The organism is Kitasatospora sp. NPDC004289, assembly GCF_053602875.1.
In genome coordinates this window covers 1-17,558 of the sequence record NZ_JBSGEL010000111.1, presented here as the reverse complement: position 1 = coordinate 17,558, position 17,558 = coordinate 1, and the positions used below count along the sequence as shown (strand labels likewise).

15 protein-coding genes are annotated in these 17,558 nt (G+C 72.1%); 13 read left to right on the top strand and 2 right to left on the bottom strand.

The features are described 5' to 3' along the window. The 13 genes from ACWEPF_RS37560 to ACWEPF_RS37500 all read left to right on the top strand — a co-directional run. Window positions 1-1,975: peptidoglycan D,D-transpeptidase FtsI family protein (locus tag ACWEPF_RS37560; protein WP_452176160.1), on the top strand; the 1,975-nt coding region annotated here is incomplete at its 5' end. Further along, the gene (locus tag ACWEPF_RS37555; RefSeq protein ID WP_452176159.1) at window positions 1,975-3,642 is read left to right on the top strand and encodes a UDP-N-acetylmuramoyl-L-alanyl-D-glutamate--2,6-diaminopimelate ligase; all 1,668 of its coding nucleotides are present in this window, start codon (window positions 1,975-1,977) and stop codon (window positions 3,640-3,642) included. The genes ACWEPF_RS37560 and ACWEPF_RS37555, both read left to right, overlap by 1 nt. After that, complete coding sequence (locus ACWEPF_RS37550; RefSeq protein WP_452176158.1) at window positions 3,639-5,039, top strand: UDP-N-acetylmuramoyl-tripeptide--D-alanyl-D-alanine ligase; 1,401 nt, start codon at window positions 3,639-3,641, stop codon at window positions 5,037-5,039. The genes ACWEPF_RS37555 and ACWEPF_RS37550 overlap by 4 nt, the downstream gene beginning before the upstream one ends. Next, entirely contained in the window at window positions 5,036-6,097 is a 1,062-nt protein-coding gene (mraY, locus tag ACWEPF_RS37545; RefSeq protein WP_452176157.1) for a phospho-N-acetylmuramoyl-pentapeptide-transferase, read from the top strand. Before ACWEPF_RS37550 ends, mraY begins: the two co-directional genes overlap by 4 nt. Next, on the top strand, window positions 6,094-7,524 hold the full coding sequence (gene murD / locus ACWEPF_RS37540; protein ID WP_452176156.1) for a UDP-N-acetylmuramoyl-L-alanine--D-glutamate ligase: 1,431 nt from the start codon (window positions 6,094-6,096) through the stop codon (window positions 7,522-7,524). The genes mraY and murD overlap by 4 nt, the downstream gene beginning before the upstream one ends. A 32-nt stretch (window positions 7,525-7,556) precedes the next feature. Beyond that, window positions 7,557-8,903, top strand: a complete 1,347-nt coding sequence (gene ftsW, locus ACWEPF_RS37535; RefSeq protein ID WP_396292285.1) for a putative lipid II flippase FtsW — start codon at window positions 7,557-7,559, stop codon at window positions 8,901-8,903. A gap of 6 nt (window positions 8,904-8,909) precedes the next feature. Continuing rightward, window positions 8,910-10,013 (top strand): undecaprenyldiphospho-muramoylpentapeptide beta-N-acetylglucosaminyltransferase, encoded by a 1,104-nt coding sequence (murG, locus tag ACWEPF_RS37530; RefSeq protein ID WP_345279727.1) that lies wholly within the window; start codon window positions 8,910-8,912, stop codon window positions 10,011-10,013. After that, on the top strand, window positions 10,006-10,785 hold the full coding sequence (locus ACWEPF_RS37525; protein ID WP_449796775.1) for a cell division protein FtsQ/DivIB: 780 nt from the start codon (window positions 10,006-10,008) through the stop codon (window positions 10,783-10,785). Before murG ends, ACWEPF_RS37525 begins: the two co-directional genes overlap by 8 nt. Before the next feature lie 387 nt (window positions 10,786-11,172). Continuing rightward, window positions 11,173-12,366 carry a cell division protein FtsZ gene (gene ftsZ, locus ACWEPF_RS37520; protein WP_452176155.1) on the top strand — a complete coding sequence of 398 codons (1,194 nt, stop codon included), beginning with the start codon at window positions 11,173-11,175 and terminating at the stop codon, window positions 12,364-12,366. A gap of 118 nt (window positions 12,367-12,484) precedes the next feature. Further along, window positions 12,485-13,270: a YggS family pyridoxal phosphate-dependent enzyme gene (locus ACWEPF_RS37515; protein ID WP_452176154.1), complete on the top strand. Its 786-nt coding sequence runs from the start codon at window positions 12,485-12,487 to the stop codon at window positions 13,268-13,270. A 188-nt stretch (window positions 13,271-13,458) separates the two neighbouring features. Beyond that, window positions 13,459-14,067, top strand: a complete 609-nt coding sequence (locus ACWEPF_RS37510; protein ID WP_345279722.1) for a cell division protein SepF — start codon at window positions 13,459-13,461, stop codon at window positions 14,065-14,067. A 99-nt stretch (window positions 14,068-14,166) separates the two neighbouring features. Then, a complete protein-coding gene (locus ACWEPF_RS37505) occupies window positions 14,167-14,457 on the top strand; it encodes a YggT family protein (protein ID WP_345279720.1) in 291 nt (96 codons plus the stop codon). A gap of 50 nt (window positions 14,458-14,507) precedes the next feature. Further along, a complete protein-coding gene (locus ACWEPF_RS37500; RefSeq protein WP_452176153.1) occupies window positions 14,508-15,782 on the top strand; it encodes a DivIVA domain-containing protein in 1,275 nt (424 codons plus the stop codon). Window positions 15,783-16,103: 321 nt separating this feature from the next. Here the strand turns inward: ACWEPF_RS37500 and ACWEPF_RS37495 are convergent, their stop codons facing one another. Continuing rightward, window positions 16,104-16,733, bottom strand: a complete 630-nt coding sequence (locus ACWEPF_RS37495) for a hypothetical protein (protein ID WP_452176152.1) — start codon at window positions 16,731-16,733, stop codon at window positions 16,104-16,106. Then, window positions 16,730-17,558: thioesterase II family protein (locus ACWEPF_RS37490; RefSeq protein ID WP_452176151.1), on the bottom strand; the 829-nt coding region annotated here is incomplete at its 5' end. The genes ACWEPF_RS37495 and ACWEPF_RS37490, both read right to left, overlap by 4 nt.

Here is a 17,558-nt window from a genome sequence, read left to right as displayed (position 1 = left end):
GAGCAGGCGATCGCCGAGAACGCCGCCGCCATGGCGGAGATCCGGACCTCCCTGCACGCCCAGGCCCCGCCGCCCGGCCCCGCCGCAGCCGCGGCTGATCAAGCTGGGCGATCCGAAGAAGCGGCTGCGGCTGGTGGGCGTGGCGATGGTGGCGGTCTTCTCGGTCTTCGCCGGCCGGCTGGTCCAGCTGCAGCTGCTGGACTCGGACGAGCTGGCCGCCGCGGCCCAGGCGAACAAGTACGTGCAGGCCAAGCTCTCCGCCGACCGCGGTTCGATAACGTCCTCCGACGGCGTGGCGCTGGCCACCACGGTGGACGCGTACGACGTCACCGCCGACCCCTCGCTCTACCCGCCGGACAAGTCGCTGGTGCCGGACGCCCCGGAGCAGGCGGCCGCGCTGCTGGCGCCGATCCTGAACCGGAGCAAGGAGCAGCTGGCCGCCCTGCTGCACACCCCGAAGACCCAGTGGGTGATGCTGGCGCCCCGTCAGAGCCCGGAGACCAAGAAGCAGATCACCGACCTCAAGTCGACCCTGGCCAAGCAGGCCGACACCGCCGCCTGCCGGGCCCAGCGCAAGCTGGTCGGCAAGCCCGCCGAGCAGGGGGGCCGGCAGACGGTGGACGCCGCCTGCGCCAATCCGCTGGCCGGGATCGTCTTCCAGGACTCCAAGCGCCGGGTCTACCCGGCCGGGGGCCTGGCCGCCAACCTGCTCGGCTACGTGAACGCGGACGGCATCGGCACCGGTGGCCTGGAGCTCCAGTACCAGGGCGAGTTGGCGGGCAAGGACGGCCACAGCACCTACGCCCAGGTGAACGGGCGGATGGTGCCGACGGCCGGCGGCAGCCAGCAGTCCCCGGTGGAGGGTTCGGACCTGCGGCTGACCGTCGACCGGGACATCCAGTGGGCGGCCCAGCGGGCGATCACCGACCAGGTGGCCAACGCCGGGGCGGAGAAGGGCTACGTCGTCGTCCAGGACGTGAAGACCGGTCAGATCCTGGCGATGGCCGGCTCCCCGGGCTTCAACCCGAACGAGCTCTCCAAGGCGAAGGCGGACCAGCTGGGCAACGCGGCGGTCGGCGACGCCTTCGAGCCGGGCTCCACCGCCAAGCTGATGACGATGGCGGCGGTGCTGGACACCGGCACGGCGGCCTGGGACACCTACGTCGAGGTGCCGAACACGCTCCAGCGCTCGGACCGGATCTTCCACGACGACATCGACCACCCGACCTGGCACCTGACCCTGGCGGGCGTGCTGGCCAAGTCCTCCAACATCGGCACCATCCTGGCCGCCGAGCGGCTCGGCGCCGACCAGGCGGCCTCCAACAAGGTGCTGCACGACTACCTGACCCGGTTCGGGATCGGGCAGTCCACCGGGCTGGGCTTCCCCGGCGAGACCAAGGGCATCCTGGCCAAGCCGGAGGCCTGGAACGGCTCGCAGCAGTACACCATCCCGTTCGGCCAGGGCCTGTCGGTCAACGCGCTGCAGGCCACCTCGGTGTTCTCCACGATCGCCAACGGCGGCGTGCGGGTGACGCCCAACCTGCTGGCCGGGACCACCGGGGCGGACGGGCGGTACGTGGCCGCACCGCCCGGCAAGGAGACCCGGGTGGTCAAGCCGGAGACCGCGAAGACCCTGACCGAGATGCTGGAGTCGGTGGTCTCGGACGAGCAGGGCACCGGCACCAAGGCGGCGGTGGAGGGCTACCGGGTGGCCGGGAAGACCGGCACGGCCAACCGGGTGGACCCCAAGACCGGCAAGTACAACGGCTACACCGCCTCCTTCATCGGCTTCGCGCCGGCCGACGCCCCGCGCGTCACCGTCTCCTGCGTGATCCAGGACCCGAAGAACGGCCACTTCGGCGGCCAGCTCTGCGGGCCGGTGTTCAAGCAGGTGATGGAGTTCACCCTGAAGTCCCTGCACGTCGCCCCCAGCGGCAGCCAGGCCCCGAACCTCCCCGTCGAGCGGAAGCCGTGATGAACGACCCCCAGCCCTCGCCCCGCCTGACGGAAGCTCAGCCGAAGCCGTCCCCGGCCGCGCCGGGGGGCGCGTTTGGCCCTCACGGGGGTGGGGCGGATAGCCTTCCGGCCGTGCCGAAACCCGATCAAATCTCCGCGAGCCCGCCCCGACCGACCTCCGTGGCCGCCCTGCCGCTGGCCGAGGCCGCCCGACTGCTGGGGGTGCCGGCCGTCGAGGGCGCGGCGGTCACCGGCGTCACCCACGACTCCCGGGCCGTCCGGCCCGGCGACGTCTACGTGGCCTTCCCCGGCGCCAACCACCACGGGGCCCGGTTCGCCGCCCAGGCGGTCGGGCAGGGCGCGGTGGCGGTGCTGACGGACCGTGAGGGCGCCGAGCAGGCGGCCGGCTGCGGGGCGCCGCTGCTGGTGGTGGAGAGCCCGCGGGCCCGGATGGGTGAGCTGGCCGCCGCCGTGTACGGCCGCCCCAGCGAGGGCCTGCGGATGATCGGGCTGACCGGCACCAACGGCAAGACCACCACCGCCTACCTGGTGGAGGGCGGCCTCAAGGCGGCCGGCCTGAACCCGGGCGTCATCGGCACGGTGGAGATGCGGGTCGGCAGCGAGCGGATCAAGAGCGAGCGCACCACCCCGGAGTCCACCGACCTGCACGCGATCCTCGCCGTGATGGGCGAGCGGGGTGCCGGGGCCGTGGTCATGGAGGTCTCCAGCCACGCGCTCAGCTACGGCCGGGTGGACGGCGTGGTCTACGACGTCGCGCTGTTCAACAACCTGACGCCGGAGCACCTGGACTTCCACCCGGACATGGAGGACTACTACCGGGCCAAGGCCAAGCTGTTCCAGGCCGACAAGGCCCGCCTCGGGGTGGCCAACCAGGACGACGCGTACGGCCGGCGGATCGCCGCCGAGGCGCCGATCCCGGTCACCACCTTCTCCGCCAAGGGCGACCCGGCGGCCGACTGGCGGGCGCTGGACGTCCAGCTGGGCCCGCTGGGCTCCACCTTCACGGTGACCGGTCCTGACGGCGCGTCGGCCGAGGCGAGCGTGCCGCTGCCGGGCCCGTTCAACGTCTCCAACGCGCTCGGCGCGATCACCGCGCTGGTGACCGCCGGGGTGCCGCTGGCCGAGGCGGTCGCCGGTGTGGCCGCCGTCCCCGGGGTGCCCGGGCGGCTGGAGCGGGTGGACGCCGGGCAGCCGTTCGTCGCGGTGGTGGACTACGCGCACAAGCCGGACGCCCTGCAGGCCGTCCTGGAGTCGCTGCGCGAGGTCACCAAGGGCCGCCTGCACGTGGTGGTCGGCTGCGGCGGCGACCGGGACCCGTTCAAGCGCGGGCCGATGGGCGCGATCGCCGCCCGGCTCGCCGACACGGCGGTGCTCACCAGCGACAACCCGCGCTCCGAGGACGCCCTGGCGATCCTCGCCACCATGCTGAACGGCGCCACCGAGGTGCCGGAGACGGAGCGCGGCGAGGTCCTGGTGGTCCCGGACCGCGCCGAGGCGATCGCCGACGCGGTGGCCCACGCGCACGCGGGGGACACCGTCCTGGTCGCGGGCAAGGGCCACGAACTCGGCCAGTACGTCCGGGGCGAGGTCCGCCCCTTCGACGACCGCGAGGTCCTGCGCACGGCCATCGAGCACCGTGGTTCCAAGGGAGTTGAGCACCTGTGATCGCACTGACCCTCGCCGAGGTGGCCGAGGCCGTCGGCGGCACCCTGCACAACGCCGACCCGGCCGCCGTGGTAACCGGAACCGTGGAGCACGATTCCCGCAAGGTCACGCCGGGAAGCCTGTTCGTCGCCATCGTCGGCGAGCGGGTGGACGGGCACGACTTCGCCGCGCAGGTTGTCGAGGCCGGGGCGGTCGCCGTGCTGGCGACCCGTCAGCTGGACGTCCCCACCGTGCTGGTGGACGACGTGCAGACGGCGCTGGGTAAGCTGGCCCGGGCCGTGGTGGACCGCTCCACGGCCGCCGTGGTGGCGCTGACCGGCTCGGCCGGCAAGACCTCCACCAAGGACCTGATCGCCCAGGTGCTGGCCCGCAAGGGCGTGACGGTCTTCCCGCCCGGCTCGATGAACAACGAGATCGGCCACCCGATGACCGCGCTGCGGGTCGAGCCGGCCACCGAGCACCTGGTGATGGAGATGGGCGCCCGGCACAAGGGCGACATCGCCTACCTCTGCGGCATCACCCCGCCCGTGGTCGGCGCCGTGCTGAACATCGGCACCGCGCACCTGGGCGAGTTCGGCTCCAAGGCCGGGATCGCCGAGGCCAAGGGCGAGTTGGTGGAGGCGCTGCCCGCCGACGGCACCGCGATCCTGAACGCCGACGACCCGCTGGTCAAGGCCATGGCGGCCCGTACGCAGGCGAAGGTCCTCTACTTCGGGGAGAGCCCGAACGCCGACGTCCGGGCCACCGGGGTTCACCTGGACGACGCCGGACGGCCACGCTTCACGTTGAGCACCCCGGCCGGTTCCGCACCCGTGAGCCTGCGGCTGTACGGTGAGCACCACGTTTCGAACGCCCTCGCCGCCGCAGCGGTGGCGGTGGCGCTCGGGATGTCCGTCGACGACACCGCCGCCGCCCTCGGCGAGGCGGAAGCGCTGTCCCGCTGGCGCATGGAGGTCGTCGAACGGGCCGACGGTGTCACCGTGGTCAACGACGCCTACAACGCGAACCCCGAGTCCATGCGGGCCGCGCTGCGGGCGCTGGCGAACATGGCTGGACGCGGCCCGGAGCGCCGCCGTACCTTCGCGGTGCTCGGAGAGATGCGGGAGCTCGGCGAGGACAGCCTCGACGAGCACGACGCCATCGGGCGGCTCGCGGTCCGACTGGACGTCACCAAGCTGGTGGCGGTCGGCGGACGGGACGCGGCCTGTATGGAACTGGGCGCGAGGAACGAAGGTTCGTGGGGTGAGGAGTCGGTGCTGGTGTCCGACGCGGACGCGGCGGTGGAGCTGCTGCGGGGTCAACTGCGGCCCGGGGACGTGGTCCTGGTGAAGGCCTCCCGTTCGGTGGGTCTGGAGCGGGTCGCCGAGGCCCTGCTGGCCGATGGAGCCGCGCAGTGAAGCAGATCCTGTTCTCCGGCCTGATCGGCCTTGTCCTCTCGCTGCTGGGAACCCCGGCGCTGATCCGGCTGCTGGCCAAGCACGGCTACGGCCAGATGATCCGGGACGACGGCCCGCAGGCCCACATGAGCAAGCGCGGCACGCCCACCATGGGCGGCATCGCGTTCATCCTGGCCACCCTGATCGCGTACGCCGCGACCAAGGTGATAACGGGTGAGAGGCCCACCGCCTCAGGGCTGTTGGTGCTCTTCCTGACCGCCGGGCTCGGCCTGGTCGGCTTCCTGGACGACTACATCAAGGTCGTGAAGCAGCGCTCGCTGGGCCTGCGGGCCAAGGCCAAGCTGCTCGGCCAGTCGTTCGTCGGCCTGACCTTCGCCATCCTGGCGCTGCAGTTCAAGGACGACCGCGGGCTGACCCCGGCCTCCACCAGCCTGTCCTTCGTCCAGGACTTCAGCTGGTCGATCGGCCCGGTGCTGTTCGTGATCTGGGCGTACTTCATGATCGCCGCGATGTCGAACGGCGTGAACCTCACCGACGGCCTCGACGGCCTGGCCACCGGTGCCTCGGTGATGGTCTTCGGCGCCTACGTCTTCATCGGCGTCTGGCAGTACGGCCAGACCTGCGCCGTGATGGCCACCGCGACCAGCAGCTGCTACGACGTCCGCGACCCGCTGGACCTGGCCGTCATCGCCTCCGCGCTGATGGGCTCCTGCTTCGGCTTCCTGTGGTGGAACACCTCGCCCGCCAAGATCTTCATGGGCGACACCGGCTCGCTGGCCCTGGGCGGCGCGCTGGCCGGTCTGGCGATCTGCTCGCGCACCGAGATGCTGCTGGCCCTGCTGGGCGGCCTGTTCGTGATCATCACCCTGTCGGTGATCATCCAGGTCGGCTCCTTCCGGATGACCGGCAAGCGCGTCTTCAAGATGGCCCCGCTCCAGCACCACTTCGAACTCAAGGGGTGGAGCGAGGTGCTGATCGTGGTCCGGTTCTGGATCATCCAGGGCCTCTGCGTCGCGGTCGGCCTCGGCCTCTTCTACGCGGGCTGGGTGACCGGATGACGACCCCTCACAACCCCGACTTCAAGGGCCTGCCCGTCGTCGTGGCCGGCCTCGGCATCTCCGGCGTCTCCGCCGCCCGGGTGCTGCGTGACCTCGGCGCCGAGGTCACCGTGGTGGACGGCGGCGACGGCGAGGGCCTGCGCGGGCGCGCCGAGCAGCTCGGCGAGGGCATCGCGGTGCGGCTCGGCGACGGTGCCACCCTCCCCGAGGGGACCCGACTGGTCGTCACCTCGCCCGGCTGGCCGCCGAACAGCCCGCTCTTCCTGGCCGCCGAGGCGGCCGGGGTCGAGGTCTGGGGCGACGTCGAGCTGGCCTGGCGGCTGCGCAGGCCGCTGCCGGGCACCGACGAGCCGGCCCCCTGGCTGGCCGTCACCGGCACCAACGGCAAGACCACCACCGTCCAGATGCTCGCCTCGATCCTGACGGCGGCCGGCAAGCGCACCGCCGCGGTCGGCAACGTCGGCGTCTCGGTGCTGGACGCGGTGCTGGCCGGGGAGCCGTACGAGGTGCTGGCGGTCGAGCTCTCCAGCTACCAGCTGCACTGGGCGCCCAGCCTGCGCCCGCACTCGGCCGTGGTGCTCAACCTGGCCCCCGACCACCTGGACTGGCACGGCTCGATGGAGGCCTACGCGGCCGACAAGGGCCGGATCTACCAGGGCAACCGGGTGGCCTGCGTCTACAACCTGGCCGACCCGGCCACCCGCGCGCTGGTCGAGGAGGCCGACGTCGAGGAGGGCTGCCGGGCCGTCGGCTTCGGCCTCGGCTCGCCCGGCCCGTCCGACTTCGGCGTGGTGGACGGCCTGCTGGTGGACCGCGCCTTCGTGCCCGACCGGCACAAGAACGCGGCCGAGATCGGCGCCGTCTCCGACGTGCACCCGCCCGCGCCGCACAACGTCACCAACGCCCTGGCGGCGGCGGCGCTGGCCCGGGCCTACGGGGTGGACACCTCCGCCGTCCGGGACGGCCTGCGGGCCTTCCGCCCCGACGCGCACCGGATCGCCGAGGTCGCGGTGGTCGGCGGGGTCACCTACGTGGACGACTCCAAGGCCACCAACACCCATGCGGCGGCGGCCTCGTTGGCCGCCTACGAGCCGGTGGTCTGGATCGCCGGCGGGCTGGCCAAGGGGGCGACCTTCGACGAGCTGGTGGGGGGCGCCGCGGGCCGGCTGCGGGCCGCGGTGCTGATCGGCGAGGACCGGGCGCTGATCGCGGAGGCCCTGGCCCGACACGCCCCGGATGTCCCGGTGATCGAGGCGGCGGCCGGTCAGACTGGCGCCGTGGCGATGACCGAGGTGGTCCGCGTTGCCGCAGGACTGGCCCGGGAGGGCGACACCGTCCTGCTGGCCCCGGCCTGTGCCTCGATGGACATGTTCACCAACTACGGCGAGCGCGGCGACCTCTTCGCCGAGGCGGTCCGGGCGCTGTAACGAGTCGAGTACCAAGACGGGGGAGCGGTGTGATGGCGGGTCAGGCCCCGGAGCGAGGCCCGTGGCAGGCGCCGGTCATCTCGGCCAGCAGTGCCACCTTCAAGGCGGCCGACCCGGTCACCCGGCTGCGGCAGTTCCGCGGCCGGGTGGCCTACCTGCTCTCCCGTCCGCTCACCCCGTACCTGCTGATCGTCGGTTCGGCCCTGCTGCTGCTGGTGCTCGGGCTCAGCATGGTCTTCTCCTCCTCGCAGATCCTGGCCGTCCGCTGGGGCCTGCCGGCCACCTTCTTCGTGGGCAAGCAGTTCATCGCGGTGCTGATGGGCCTGGTCGGCCTGGTGCTGTTCGCCCTGATGCCGGTCAAGCTGCTGCGGATGCTGGTCTACCCGGTGGTGCTCGGGGTGACGGCCGCCCTGGTGCTGGTCGCGATCCCCGGCATCGGCAAGGAGGTCGGCGGCAACCGCAACTGGCTGGACCTCGGCCTGCTCCAGCTCCAGCCCTCCGAGTTCGCCAAGCTCGCGCTCGCCCTGTGGGCGGCCGACCTGCTGGCCCGCAAGCAGAAGACCCACATGCTCGACCAGTGGAAGCACCTGCTGGTCCCGCTGGTGCCCGGCACCCTGCTGCTGATGCTGCTGATCATGCTCGGCGGCGACATGGGCACCACGATGATCCTGATCGCCATGCTGTTCGGCCTGCTCTGGACGGTCGGCGCCCCGCTGCGGCTGTTCGCCGCGGTGCTCGGCATCGCCGTGGTGGCCTGCACCGCCCTGGTCATCACCGTGCCGCACCGGATGGACCGGCTGGCCTGCATCGGCGTCACCAAGCCGGACCCGAACGTCAACTGCTTCCAGGCCCTGCACGGCCTCTACGCCTTCGCGGCCGGCGGCCCGTTCGGCTCCGGCATCGGCGCCGGGGTCGAGAAGTGGGGCCAACTCCCGGAGGCCCACACCGACTTCATCTTCGCCGCGACCGGCGAGGAGCTCGGACTGGTGGGGACGCTGTCGGTCCTCGGGCTCTTCGCGGCACTAGGCTACGCGGGTATCCGAGTGGCCAGCGGTACGAAGGACCCCTTCGTCAGGTACGCCGCGGGAGCCGTCACCACCTGGATCATGGCCCAGGCCATGGTCAACCTGGGGTCGGCGCTGGGACTGCTGCCCATCGCGGGCGTGCCCCTCCCGCTGTTCTCCTACGGCGGGTCTGCGATGCTGTCGGCCCTGTGCGCCGTCGGGGTGCTGCTCTGCTTCGCGCGCAGCTCGCCGGAGGCCAGGGCGGCGCTGGCCGCGCGGAGCAAGAACAGCCGGTTCAGGTCGGTCCTGAACCGGGTGCTGCCAGGACGAACCACGGGGCGCGGGGCCGCGAGGCCGAAGCGCAGGGAGCGGTGAATTTCGGTGCATGTCGTACTCGCAGGCGGCGGGACCGCCGGTCACATCGAGCCGGCCATGGCCCTCGCGGACGCCCTCCGCCGGCACGACCCGTCCATCGGGATCACCGCCCTGGGCACCGAACGCGGCCTGGAGACCCGGCTGGTGCCCGAACGCGGCTACCAGCTGGAGCTGATCCCGGCCGTGCCGCTGCCGCGCAAGCCCACCCCCGAGCTGATCACCGTCCCGGGCCGGCTGCGCTCCACCGTCCGGGCCGCCCAGGCGATCATCGAGCGGGTGAAGGCCGACGCGGTGGTCGGCTTCGGCGGCTACGTGGCGATGCCCGCCTACCTCGCCGCCAAGCGCGCCGGGGTCCCGATCGTGGTGCACGAGGCCAACGCCCGGCCCGGTCTGGCCAACAAGATCGGCGCCCGGTACTCCGACTTCGTCGCGGTCTCCACCCCGGACTCCAAGCTGCGCGACTCCCGGTACATCGGCATCCCGCTGCGCCGCACCATCGCCACCCTGGACCGCAACGCCGTCCGCCCGGAGGCCCGGGCGTACTTCGGCCTCGACCAGCGGCTGCCCACCCTGCTGGTCTCCGGCGGTTCGCAGGGCGCCCGCCGGCTGAACCAGACCATCGAGACCATCGCCCCCCGGCTCCAGCAGTACGGGGTCCAGGTGCTGCACGCGGTCGGACCGAAGAACGAGCTGCCGGTGATCGACGACATCCCCGGGATGCCGCCGTACCGGGCCGTCCCCTACGTGGACCGGATGGACCTCGCCTACGCCGCCGCCGACCTGATGCTCTGCCGGGCCGGCGCGATGACCGTGGCCGAGCTGGCCGCCGTCGGCCTGCCCGCCGCCTTCGTGCCGCTGCCGATCGGCAACGGCGAGCAGCGGCTGAACGCCCAGCCGATGGTCAAGGCGGGCGGCGGCCTGCTGGTGGACGACGCCGAGCTGACCCCGGAGTGGGTGCTGCAGAACGTCCTCCCGGTGCTGACCGCCCCGCAGAAGCTCTGGGAGATGAGCCGGGCCGCCGCCGAGTTCGGCCGCCGGGACGCCGACGACCTGCTGGTCGGGATGGTGTACGAGGCGATCGAGGCCTCCCGGCGGGGCCGCCGTGGCTGAGACGCCGGTCCTCGACCCCGTCGAGGAGGACGAGGAGGCCGACGGCGAGTACCCGCCCCGGCTCCGGCTCTCCCGGCGGGGGATCGTGGTGCTGAGCGCGTTCGGGGCACTGGTCCTGGGCGTGCTCGGCTGGCTGGTGTTCTTCTCCTCGGTGCTGGACGTCCGGGTGGTCGCCGTCCAGGGCCTGGTGGGCGACAAGCTGACGGCCCACCAGGTGCGCGAGGCACTCGGTGACGGCGAGCAGGGGCCGCTGGCCAGGATCGACCTGGACGAGGCCGAACGCCGGGTGGAGGCGCTGCCCCGGGTGGCCAAGGCCGAGGTCTGGCGCGGCTGGCCGCACACCCTGCGGATCAAGGTGACCGAGCGCCGGGCGGTGGCCGCCGTCAGGACCCCGGAGGGCAGGTACGGCCAGGTCGACGCGGCCGGCTTCACCTTCGCCACCGAGGACGCCGCTCCCGAGGGGGTGCCGGTGGTGGAGCTGGCGCTCAGTCAGCAGGCGAACGACGCCGCGGCGGTGTTCCCCCGGGAGGAGCTGCTGCGCTCGGCGATCACCGTCGCGGCGGGCCTGCCGGAGGCGGTCCGCAAGCAGGCCGGCAGCGTGAAGGTGCAGTCCTTCGACGACATCCAACTCCAGCTGGCCGACGGTGCCGTGGTGCGCTGGGGGAGCGCGGAGCGGACCGCGCGCAAGGCGCAGGTGCTCACCGCGCTGCTGGTCAGGAAGGCCCGGATCTACGACGTGAGCGCCCCGGAAGCGCCCGGTATCGGGGGTTGACGGCCCGTCGGGCCCGGAAGATCCGGTAAGTTCTCCTCCCGGAGGAGGTGTTGACGGAGCAGCAGCTCCGGCCCGACTCTTGGTGGTCACCCCGGTTTCACCCGGCAATGGATGATCACATAGGCTCAAAAGAAAAACGGGAAGCTCGGCGTGTTCGTTGAACACGGCCCGCTCGCCGCCATAGTGTCCTGTGTCACCAGGCTGTGTCCCACGGTGATGTGACGCAGGCACAGCTGCAACCCTAAAGGTCAAGTTTAGGGTTCGGGTCGGTGGTCGGAATTTCGGACATACAGTCAGGAATCACTCGGGCTCCCCACCCATCGACATCCGTCGGACCGCGCCAACCGGTGCGGGCGACCCGGAATCTCGAGGCGAGAGGCCTTCGACGTGGCAGCACCGCAGAACTACCTCGCAGTCATCAAGGTCGTCGGTATCGGCGGCGGTGGTGTCAACGCCATCAACCGGATGATCGAGGTCGGTCTCAAGGGCGTCGAGTTCATCGCGATCAACACCGATGCGCAGGCCCTCCTGATGAGCGACGCCGACGTCAAGCTCGACGTGGGCCGTGAACTCACCCGGGGCCTCGGCGCCGGGGCCAACCCCGAGGTCGGCCGCAAGGCCGCCGAGGACCACCGCGAGGAGATCGAGGAGGTCCTCAAGGGGGCCGACATGGTCTTCGTGACGGCCGGCGAGGGCGGCGGCACCGGCACCGGTGGTGCCCCCGTGGTGGCGAACATCGCCCGCTCGCTCGGCGCGCTCACCATCGGCGTGGTCACCCGCCCCTTCACCTTCGAGGGCCGCCGCCGGGCCAACCAGGCCGAGGACGGCATCGCGCAGCTGCGCGAAGAGGTCGACACCCTGATCGTCATCCCCAACGACCGGCTGCTCTCCATCTCGGACCGCCAGGTCTCGGTGCTCGACGCGTTCCGCTCGGCCGACCAGGTGCTCCTCTCGGGCGTCCAGGGCATCACCGACCTGATCACCACCCCGGGCCTGATCAACCTCGACTTCGCCGACGTCAAGTCGGTCATGTCCGACGCCGGTTCGGCCCTGATGGGCATCGGCTCGGCCCGCGGCGAGGACCGCGCCAAGGCCGCCGCGGTGATGGCCATCTCCTCCCCGCTGCTGGAGGCGTCCATCGACGGCGCCCGCGGCGTGCTGCTCTCCATCTCCGGCGGCTCCGACCTCGGCCTGTTCGAGATCAACGAGTCGGCCCAGCTGGTCAGCGAGGCCGCCCACCCCGAGGCCAACATCATCTTCGGTGCGGTCATCGACGACGCCCTCGGCGACGAGGTCCGGGTCACCGTGATCGCGGCCGGCTTCGACGGCGGCCAGCCGCCGGCCATCGTCCGCGACCCGGTGGTGAAGTCCACCCCGGCCTCCACCACGCCGGAGCGCCCCACCACCCGGCCGGCCACCTACGGCGGCGGCCTCGGATCGGTGACGGAGCGTCCGAAGGAGGCCCCGGCCGAGACGGCGACCGCCACCGCCCCGCCGGTGCCGCCGCAGGTCCAGCCGGCCCGCCAGCCCTTCGTGGAGAGCCCCGCCGAGGAGCTCGACGTGCCGGACTTCCTCAAGTAACAGACCACGCGCCGATGCCCACCGCGTCCCCGTCCCAGGGCGGGAACACGGTGGGCATCGTGCGGTCCGGGGTGCGATCATCTGATCGCTCCTCCCGGCGAACCCCACCGAGGCGACCATGACTGATCTGTACGGACCCTTCCCGGGCGGCCCGGACTTCCTGGCCGCGCTGACCGACCGTCAGCGCGCCCGGTACGAGGAGCTCGGCACCAACCTGGAGGTCGTGGAGCGCCGGATCGCCGACGCCTGCGCCGCCGCCGGGCGGGCCCGCGAGGAGGTGCGGCTGGTGGTGGTCACCAAGACCTACCCCGCCGAGGACACCGCCCTGTTGGCCGCGCTCGGCGTCACCGACGTCGCCGAGAACCGTGACCAGGACGCCGCCCCCAAGGCCGAGACCTGCCGCGAACTGCCGCTGGACTGGCACTTCGTGGGCCAGCTGCAGACCAACAAGGTGCGCTCGGTGGTGCGCTACGCCAACCACGTGCACTCCGTCGACCGTCCGCGGCTGGTCGAGTCGCTGGCCGCCGCGGTGCGCAACGCCGAACGCCCGCCGCTCGGTTGCCTGGTCCAGGTCGCCCTGGACAAGGAGAGCGGAGAGGGCGAGGGCCGGGCCGGGGCCGCCCCCGACGAGGTGCTCGCGCTGGCCGATGCCATCGCCGACACGCCCGGGCTGCGCCTGGACGGTGTGATGACCGTCGCTCCGCTGGCCGGGCCGCTGGCGGGCGACCCGGCCAAGGCCTTCGAGCGGCTGACGGAAATCGCAACCGCCGTACGCGGGAGCCACCCGGCTGCCACGATGGTCTCGGCAGGGATGAGCGGGGACTTGGAGCAGGCGGTGGCCGCCGGGGCGACGCACGTGCGTGTCGGGACGGCGGTGCTCGGAGTGCGCCCGACGCTCCGGTAACGTCAGCGGGTAAGTAGATCAGACTGCAGGACAAAACAGGACAGAACCCAGCAGCTGCCTACAGCGCTGGCAACCGTGGATCGACGGAAGTCCGCCCCCGCCCAAGCCCCCTGACGGGGTGTCGGGCGCGCGCGGGGACCGCAGGCGAAGGCCGGATCGATCCACCACCGAGCGGAGGAGACGGGAGCATGGCCGGCGCGATGCGCAAGATGGCGGTCTACCTCGGCCTCGTGGAGGACGAGACGTACGACGGCCAGGGGTACGACCCCGACGACGACTACGACGCGGACCCCGAGCCGATCCGGACCGGACGGACCGAGGGCCTGGACCGGCCCGCCCCCGCGGCGCCCGCCCCGGCGCCGGTCGCGCACATCGCGCCCCAGCCCGTCCCGGCCGCGGTGCCGATCCGGCAGGAGCCGCCGCGGATGGCGCCAGTGTCGTCCATCACACCCGAACGCCGCCACAACCTGGAGAAGAGCAGCCCGGTGATCATGCCCAAGGTCGTCAACGAACGCGAGCCCTACCGCATCACCACGCTGCACCCCAGGACCTACAACGAGGCCCGTACCATCGGGGAACAGTTCCGCGGCGGCACCCCCGTGATCATGAATCTGACCGAGATGGACGACACGGACGCCAAGCGGCTCGTAGACTTCGCCGCTGGACTCGTCTTCGGTCTGCACGGCAGTATCGAGCGAGTGACACAGAAGGTGTTCCTGCTGTCTCCTGCTAACGTCGACGTAACGGCGGAGGACAAGGCTCGGATCGCCGAGGGTGGGTTCTTCAACCAGAGCTGACCCGGCCACGACTTCATGTGTGGATCTGATGGCAGTGGAACGCGGCTGACGGACCGTCCGTTAAGAGCGGGACAGAAGGACCAGGGAGAGGGAGACTCGATGGGGATCGTGCGGGCAGTGCTCTACTACGCACTGAGCGCCTTCCTGCTCGTCCTCCTCTTCCGTCTGGTGATGGACTGGGTCTTCCAGTTCGCCCGCTCGTGGCGTCCCGGGAAGACCATGGTCGTCGTCCTGGAGGCCACGTACACTGTCACCGATCCGCCGCTCAAGCTTCTTCGGCGTTTCATCCCGCCGTTGCGTTTCGGGGGCGTGGCGCTCGACCTGTCCTTCTTCGTACTGATGATCATTGTGTTTGTCCTGAGATCGCTCGTGCTGACTCTGCCGTCTTGAGCGCTGCCACAGGATGCCGCTGATGCCGACGATCACGTTGAGGTGAAGAGATGCCGTTGACCCCCGAGGACGTTCGGAACAAGCAGTTCACGACCGTCCGCCTGCGTGAAGGCTATGACGAGGACGAGGTCGATGCCTTCCTCGACGAGGTCGAAGCCGAACTGACCCGCCTGCTCCGCGAGAACGAGGACCTGCGCGCCAAGCTGGCCGCCGCGACCCGTGCCGCCGCGCAGAACCAGGCGAACATGCGCAAGGAGCAGCAGCCGCAGGACGGACGCCAGCAGGGCGCCCCCGTCCCGGCCGCCATATCCGGCCCGCCGGTGCCGGGCCAGCCGCAGATGCAGCAGCCCCCGCAGCAGCAGGGCCACCAGCCGCTCGGCCTGCCCTCGGGCGCCCCGCAGCTGCCGGCCGGCCAGGGCGGTCCGATGGGCCAGCCGCAGCAGATGCAGCCCATGCAGCAGATGGGTCAGCCGCAGCAGATGGGCCAGACCATGGGCGGCCAGCAGCAGCTGGTCCAGCCGATGGGCGGCCAGATGCTCCAGCCGATGGGTCAGCCGCAGCAGATGGGCCAGACCATGGGCGGGCAGCAGCTCCAGCCCATGGGCGGTCCGATGCAGCAGCAGCTCGGCGGCCCGCTCGGCGGTCCGATGCAGCCCCAGCCGCAGCAGCAGCCCGGTGGCGACAGCGCCGCCCGCGTGCTCGCCCTCGCCCAGCAGACCGCCGACCAGGCGATCTCCGAGGCGCGCTCCGAGGCCAACAAGATCGTCGGCGAGGCCCGCAGCCGCGCCGAGGGCCTGGAGCGGGACGCCCGCGCCAAGGCCGACGCCCTGGAGCGGGACGCGCAGGAGAAGCACCGCGTCGCGATGGGCTCCCTGGAGTCCGCCCGCGCCACCCTGGAGCGCAAGGTCGAGGACCTGCGCGCCTTCGAGCGCGAGTACCGCACCCGCCTGAAGTCCTACCTGGAGACCCAGCTGCGCCAGCTGGAGTCGCAGGCGGACGACTCGCTGGCCCCGCCGCGGATCCCGGCCACCGCCTCGCTCCCGCCGGCCGGCTCCTCCGCGATGAGCAGCCAGCCGTCCTTCGGCGGTCAGAACTCCTTCGGCGGCGGCGCCCAGCCGTCCTTCGGCGGACAGAACTCCTTCGGCGGCAACGGCCAGCCCTCCTTCGGCGGCCAGCCGACCGGTGCTCCCACCGGCGCCGCGCAGATGGCTCCCGCCGGGATGACCCAGCCGATGGCCGCGGTCCGCCCGCAGCCGCCGCAGCCGATGCAGCAGGCTCCGGCCCCGATGCGCGGCTTCCTCATCGACGAGGACGGCGACAACTAAACAGCACCACCCACGAGGGCGCCCCCGTAGTGACGAACCGTCACCACGGGGGCGCCCTCGCGTTCTCCGGGGCGCGAGGACGTACGTGGTGATGCCGGGGGCGCGAGGAACTGCGCGAGGCGGAAGGCCCCTCACGTGCAACCGACCCACTGCCGGCCAGGTGCAGGTGCTGCCGTCCCCCTTCGCGCAGTTCCTCGCGCCCCCGGGATCACCGCCTCGCGTGCCCGGGATCACCGCCTCGCGCCCCCGGGATCATCTGTTCGCGCGAACGCCGAAGGGGCGCTCGGAGCTGGTGTGCTCCGGGCGCCCCTTCGGGGTGGGTCAGGCGTTGTGGGGGCCGGGATCCGGACGGAGGGTCACGGTCAGCGCCGCGTGGACGCCCGAGACCCAGCCGGTGACCACGTCCAGAGCGGGGTCACCTGTTCGAAAGGGTCCGGGGACTCCGACGGTCCAGCTGTCGGTGGCCGGGCCGGCCTCCAGGAGCGGCCAGTCGTCGGGACGGAAGGGCAGTCCGGTGCCGGGTGAGAGCGTCTTGTACGCCGCTTCCCGGGCGCAGAGCCGCTGAGCCGACGGATCCGCCGCGGCGGCCTCCTCGATGTCCACCCCACAACGGCGGGCGACGGCGGAGTCGGCGACGAGCGCGACGGCCCAGGCCTTCGTGTGGGAGATGCTGCCGACCGACCCCGACGGCCAGACCGGCACCCCGCGGGCCGATCTGGCCACGGTCCGCCGCGGCCCGCCCAGCCGGGCGAGGCCCTCGGCGGCCGCGGCCCGGCCGGCCGTGAACTCCCGCCGCCGGCGCTCGGAGACGCGGAATCCCCGCTCGAGTTCCGGGACCCGCGCCGGTACGTCGAGGTCGGCGATCCGCCGTACACCGATCGCGAAGCCGCTCACCAGCCCGGCCCGGTGCGCCAACGAGACCAGCAGCCGGCCGAGCTCGTCCCCGCTCACGCCACCGGAGCGAGCAATCGCCGCGCGATGAGCTCGGCCAGGGCGGTGGCGTTCTCCTCGACGTAGAAGTGACCGCCGGGGAAGAGGTGGATCTGCGAGGACTGCGTGGTGTTGAGACGCCACAGGTCGAGCTGGTCGGCCGTGAAGATGTCGTCGGCGCCGTAGCAGACCACGATGTCCGCCTCGGTGACGGTCTGCCGGTCCTTGGCCAGGAAGGACTCGGAGATCGAGAAGTCCGCACGGAGCAGATCGGCGGTCCTGCGCCGGAGCTGCGGGTGGTCGAGGATCGTCCGGGGGACTCCGCCGCCGGACTCCGCCGCGATGCGGAAGATCTCCTCGTCACTGGTCGTCAGGGGCGAGCCGTCGAAGGGCAGGACCGCCCCCCGCGGGCCGGAGTTCGCGGAGGCGAACAGGGTGACGCACCGGTTCGCGGCGCCGGTCTCCTCCAACCGGGCCGCCAGTGACAGGCCGACGTAGGCCCCCAGGCTGTGCCCGAAGACGGCGAACGGGGCGTCGAGCTCGGCGACACCGTCCAGCAACGCGTCGACGGCTTCGTTCATCGTGGTGGCGGGCGCCTCCCGCCACCGACGGCCTCGCCCCGGCAGATCCACCGCGACGGGCCGGATCTCCGGCGGCAGGGCCTTGGCCAGCACGTCGAAGTAGCTTGCGGATCCGCCCGCGTGATGGAGCATCAGGAGGGGGAGGGGGTGCGTGGACATCGATCTCCAGTAGTTCCCGGCCGCCCGCAGCTCGGCGAGCAGCGCGTCCCGGTCGGAGATCAGCTCGGTGAGGATGCGCCGGGCCGCCCGCATCAGGTCGGCCACG